Below are 5,191 nucleotides of genomic sequence, written 5' to 3'. Positions count from 1 at the left end.
ATATATAATTGCCTATAGAGTAAAAAAACAGTCAACCTAAGTTGACTGTTTCACGTGAAACAAATTAATTTATTTTTTAGGAATCTTTACAGTGACCTCAACATAATCATCATAATCTTTGGATTTATATTCAGCATTAACTCCAAATTTATCAAAAACCTCTTTTATAGTATTTATATATAATTTAGGTGAGAATATACCTTTTATTTTCTTCTTTCCATCTGCTACTTCCTTAACAGCCTTTTTATTTAATTCATTTTCTATATACTTCTCTGTTTCCTTAACATTGAGCTTTTTTTCTATTACAAAATTTAAAACCCTAATCTGATCCTCTTCCTCTGAAAGTTTTAATAAAGCTCTAGCATGCCTTTCTGTTAAGTCATTTTCTAATAGCATCTTTCTTACTTCTTGACTTAATTTTAAAAGTCTAAGCTTATTAGCAATAGTTGATTGCTTTTTCCCTATAGTTTCAGCTAATTGCTCCTGTGTATAGGAATGATCCCTTATTAAATTATAGTAAGCCTCTGCTTCCTCTATATAATTTAAGTCTTCCCTTTGTAAATTTTCTAGAAGAGCTATAGCAGCTGATTCTTTATCTGTAATATCTACAATAATTGCAGGAACTTTAGTTAGACCAGCTTTTTTTGCTGCCCTTAGCCTTCTTTCTCCAGCTACTAGTTCAAAAGAATCATTGCCCATTTTTCTAACAGATAGGGGCTGTATTATTCCATAAGCCTTTATTGATTGTGCTAATTCTTCGATGGTATCATCATTAAAAGTTTTTCTTGGTTGATAAAGATTAGGTAGTATTTGTTCTGGAGTAATATAGACTATCTCTTTTTGCATAATAACCCATCCCTTTTGTTATTATAATCGAAACTTCTACATAGGTGTAAACTGTAATTATTTTACATTGTATTATTTTCTACATATACCTTAATAAATCCTCTTTTTTATTTAAAAAATAATTAGACAGCATTGTTAAAGTTGTTACATCTTTTTACATTACACTATAGGCTTTTTAGTTATTGCCCCAGCTTTTCTAGGATACTCCTTTGGAGTATTTTTCACCTTTCTTACTATAACTATATTGTGTTTTAAATCAGTATCCACAATAGGTACAGGTAAGATTTCTTCAATTTCTCCTCCCAATGTGGAAATTGCCTTTTTAGAATTCAAAATTTCCTCTTCTATAGCTGGTCCCTTTAAGGCCATAAAGTATCCTCCAACTTTAGCATAAGGCAAACAATATTCACTAAGTACAGCCATATTTGCTACAGCCCTAGACACAACGCAGTCATATTTTTCTCTATGCTCATTTTTCCGTGCCAAATCTTCTGCTCTAGAATGTACTGCTGTAATATCCTCCAGGCCAAGTTTAGCTATAACTTCATTCAAAAATATTATTCTCTTATTTAAAGAATCTAATAAGGTAATTTTTTTATTTCTATCTGCTATTTTTATTGGAATACCTGGAAAACCAGCTCCAGTACCTATATCAATTATGGTATTAAAATTATGAAACTCTTTGAATTTATAACACTGAATACTATCAATAAAATGTTTTTTAATAATATCTTCATCTTCAGTTATAGCTGTAAGATTTATTTTTTGGTTCCATTCCTGTATTAAGGCCATATAAGTCATGAACTGTTCATAAGCCTCATGACTTAAGCTTAAGTTATGATTTGCAAAGGCCTTTTCCATTATATCATAATATTCCAGTTTATTAGCCATAAATTTTACTTCACCTTTCTCTGATACTGTTCCATGTAAATTAATAACACAGATATATCTGCAGGAGAAACTCCTGAAATTCTAGATGCCTGACCGATATTCATAGGTCTAATCTTGCTTAGCTTTTGCTTAGCTTCAATTCTTAACCCCTTCACATCTTCATAATCTATATCTTCTGGTATTAATCTATCTTCAAACTTTTTAAATTGATTTACTTGCTCTATTTGCTTTTGTATATATCCCTCATACTTAGCGGTAATATTAACCTGTTCAGTAACGCTTTCATCAAGCTCTGGTCTTTCAGGATCCAAAGGTGCCACATTATAATAATTTAACTCCGGTCTTTTTATTAATTCATATAAGGATATTGGCTTTTTTAGCTCTGCAGATTCTAAGCTAGTTAAAAATTCATTTACTTCCTTTTTGCTTGTTATCTGTACATTTTTGATTCTTTCAATTTCTTTTTCAATAGCATGTTTCCTCTTTAAGTATTTTTGATATCTTTCTTCAGTAACTAATCCTACCTTGTAACCATACTCTGTTAATCTTAAATCTGCATTATCTTGTCTAAGTAATAATCTATACTCAGATCTAGATGTCATAATTCTATAAGGCTCATTAGTTCCCTTAGTAACTAGATCATCTATAAGAACACCTATATAGGCATCAGATCTCTTTAGTATCAGTGGCTCTTCACCTCTAATTTTTTGCACAGCATTTATTCCAGCTATTAAACCTTGACTGGCAGCTTCCTCATATCCAGAAGTGCCATTGATCTGACCAGCTCCAAATAAACCACTTATATTTTTAAATTCAAGGGAAAGCTTAAGCTGAGTTGGATCTATACAATCATATTCTATAGCATAAGCTGTCCTCATAATTTCAACATTCTCTAGTCCAGGTATAGTTCTCAACATCTGAATTTGAACATCTTCCGGTAGTGAACTGGACATACCTTGAACATAAAGCTCATCGGTATTTTCCCCTTCTGGTTCTATAAATATTTGATGTTGAGTCTTATCTGGAAATCTCATAACCTTATCCTCTATAGAAGGACAATATCTTGGTCCAACACCTTTAATAGTTCCGTTATACATTGGTGACCTATGTATATTTTCTCTAATTATTCGATGAGTTTCCTCTGTGGTATAAGTTAAGTAACAGGATACTTGTTCCTTATTTAAGTTCTCACTAAGGAAAGAAAAAGGCACTATCTTTTCATCACCTTTTTGCTCTATCATTTTTGAAAAGTCCACAGATCTTTTATTAACTCTTGCAGGAGTACCAGTTTTAAAACGTCTCAAACTTATTCCTAAGTCCATAAGACACTCTGATAATTTATTAGCAGGCATTAATCCATTAGGACCACTGTTACGCTTAACCTCTCCTATAATAACTTCAGACTTTAAATAAACTCCAGTAGCTAATATTACTGCTTTAGCTTTAAAATAAGCTCCGTTTTCAGTTAGTACCCCTTGTACCTCTCCATTTTTAACATCTATAGAAACAACCTCTAGCTGTCTCATGTATAATCTTTCTTGTCTTTCTAATACTTTTTTCATCCACTCATGATACTTTTTCTTATCCGCTTGTACTCTAAGGGAATGTACTGCTGGTCCCTTTGATGTATTAAGCATTCTTGATTGTAAGAAGGTACGATCAATATTTACTCCCATCTCTCCGCCTAAGGCATCCAATTCCCTAACAAGATGTCCCTTTGCAGTTCCACCTATATTAGGATTACATGGCATCATAGCTATACTATCTAAATTTAGGGTACACATTAAGGTTTCATATCCCATTCTTGCGCAAGCTAAGGCGGCCTCGCAACCAGCGTGACCTGCACCTATAACTATTACATCATATTCTCCTCCGAAATACTTCATTTCCTCCCCTACTTTCCTATACAGAATTCTGAAAATATCTTGTTAAGTAAATCCTCTTCTATAGTATCTCCAGTTATTTCACCAAGACTACTCCAAGCTTCTCTTGCATCTATACTTGCAAGATCTATAGCAAAACCTTCTTCCAAAGTCCTTAATGACTCTTCACATTTTTCCTTAGCTCTTATTAAGGCTTCCTTATGTCTAAGGTTTGTTATCATTATATCATTAGAACTGATTTCTCCTTTAAAGAACATGCTCTTTATAGCCTCTTTTAACTTATCAATTCCTTTACCCTTTAAAGCAGAAACTTCTATTATAAAGTCTTTATTTAATTCATCTATTTCATGAATATTTAACTTCTTTTCTAAGTCTGTTTTATTTAACAATAATAAATATCGTTTATCCTTCATATATTGTATAATTTCTCTGTCTTCATTATCAAGCTCTCTACTACCATCAAGCATTAAAATTATTAGATCTGCTTCATTTATCTTTTTCTTAGATTTTTCTACCCCTATTTTTTCTACCACATCATCAGTCTCTCTTATTCCTGCAGTATCAACAACCTTTAGTGGTATTCCATCTATATTTAAATACTCTTCGATAACATCTCTAGTGGTTCCTGGAACATCCGTTACTATAGCTCTATTTTCCATGAGAAGAGCATTAAGTAAGGAGGACTTTCCTACATTTGGCTTTCCAACAATTACAACATCTATACCTTCTCTTATTATCTTTCCTTCATTAGCAGAAGAAATTAGCCTATCAATATTCTCTATCAACTCTTTTAAATCTGCCTTTACCTTTTGAGATGTAATTTCTTCCAAATCATCTTCCGGGAAATCTACTGTAGCTTCTATATGTGCAATAATTCCGAGCAATCTTTCCCTCATTGCAGATATTTCCCGGGAAATTCGGCCTTCAGATTGAGCTAAAGCAGATTTCATAGAAAGTTCAGTTTTAGCCCTAATTATATCCATAACCCCTTCAGCTTGGCTTAAATCTATTCTTCCGTTCAAAAATGCTCTTTTAGTAAATTCACCGGGTTCAGCTATTCTAGCTCCAGCTCGCACAACTTCCTCTAGAACACGATTTGTCGCTACTATACCGCCATGACAATTTATTTCCACAGTATCCTCTGCAGTATAGCTTCTAGGTCCTTTCATATAGCTTACAATTACTTCATCAATAGGCTCATTATTTTCCTTTGAAATTATGTGTCCATATCTCATACTATAGGTTTTCATATCTAGAAGGCTTCTTCCATTTTTCCCACAAAAAATAGAATTAACTATCTCTAATGCCTTACCTCCAGATACTCTAATTATAGAAATACCACTTTCGCCAATACCTGTGGCTACAGCAGCAATGGTATCAAAATCTTTCATTTTATCACCTCGATTTTACTTTATTGTGCGTTCTTTCACTAAAAATTAAACCCCAATCACTAAAAAAATCCCCTAACGGGGACTCTCAATAGAGTGGCGATAGCCACTCTATTGCTTTTCACTGTCACCAGTAAAATAAAAATCTGCATTACAACAAGTGCATACCAAAACAGCATTCCC

The 5,191-nt window shown here is 32.8% G+C and carries 4 protein-coding genes; all 4 read right to left on the bottom strand.

What is annotated here, in order from left to right:
- Positions 1-69: 69 nt before the first annotated feature.
- A complete protein-coding gene (gene noc / locus N3C_RS14375; protein ID WP_074366691.1) occupies positions 70-846 on the bottom strand; it encodes a nucleoid occlusion protein in 777 nt (258 codons plus the stop codon).
- A 159-nt stretch (positions 847-1,005) separates the two neighbouring features.
- Positions 1,006-1,725: a 16S rRNA (guanine(527)-N(7))-methyltransferase RsmG gene (gene rsmG, locus N3C_RS14370; protein WP_074366692.1), complete on the bottom strand. Its 720-nt coding sequence runs from the start codon at positions 1,723-1,725 to the stop codon at positions 1,006-1,008.
- 17 nt (positions 1,726-1,742) lie between these two features.
- A complete protein-coding gene (gene mnmG / locus N3C_RS14365; RefSeq protein ID WP_074366690.1) occupies positions 1,743-3,623 on the bottom strand; it encodes a tRNA uridine-5-carboxymethylaminomethyl(34) synthesis enzyme MnmG in 1,881 nt (626 codons plus the stop codon).
- An 8-nt stretch (positions 3,624-3,631) separates the two neighbouring features.
- Positions 3,632-5,011, bottom strand: a complete 1,380-nt coding sequence (mnmE, locus tag N3C_RS14360; protein WP_074366689.1) for a tRNA uridine-5-carboxymethylaminomethyl(34) synthesis GTPase MnmE — start codon at positions 5,009-5,011, stop codon at positions 3,632-3,634.
- Positions 5,012-5,191 lie beyond the last annotated feature (180 nt).

This window comes from Clostridium sp. N3C, assembly GCF_900095445.1.
GTDB lineage: Bacteria > Bacillota > Clostridia > Clostridiales > Clostridiaceae > Clostridium_AU.
The sequence above is the reverse complement of the archived record's forward strand: the minus strand, read 5'-3'. Positions and strand labels throughout refer to the sequence as shown.

Coding starts and splice junctions, on each gene's coding strand:
- mnmE (WP_074366689.1), bottom strand. CDS start 5,011: ATGAAAGATTTTGATACCATTGCTGCTGTAGCCACAGGTATTGGCGAA.
- noc (WP_074366691.1), bottom strand. CDS start 846: ATGCAAAAAGAGATAGTCTATATTACTCCAGAACAAATACTACCTAAT.
- mnmG (WP_074366690.1), bottom strand. CDS start 3,623: ATGAAGTATTTCGGAGGAGAATATGATGTAATAGTTATAGGTGCAGGT.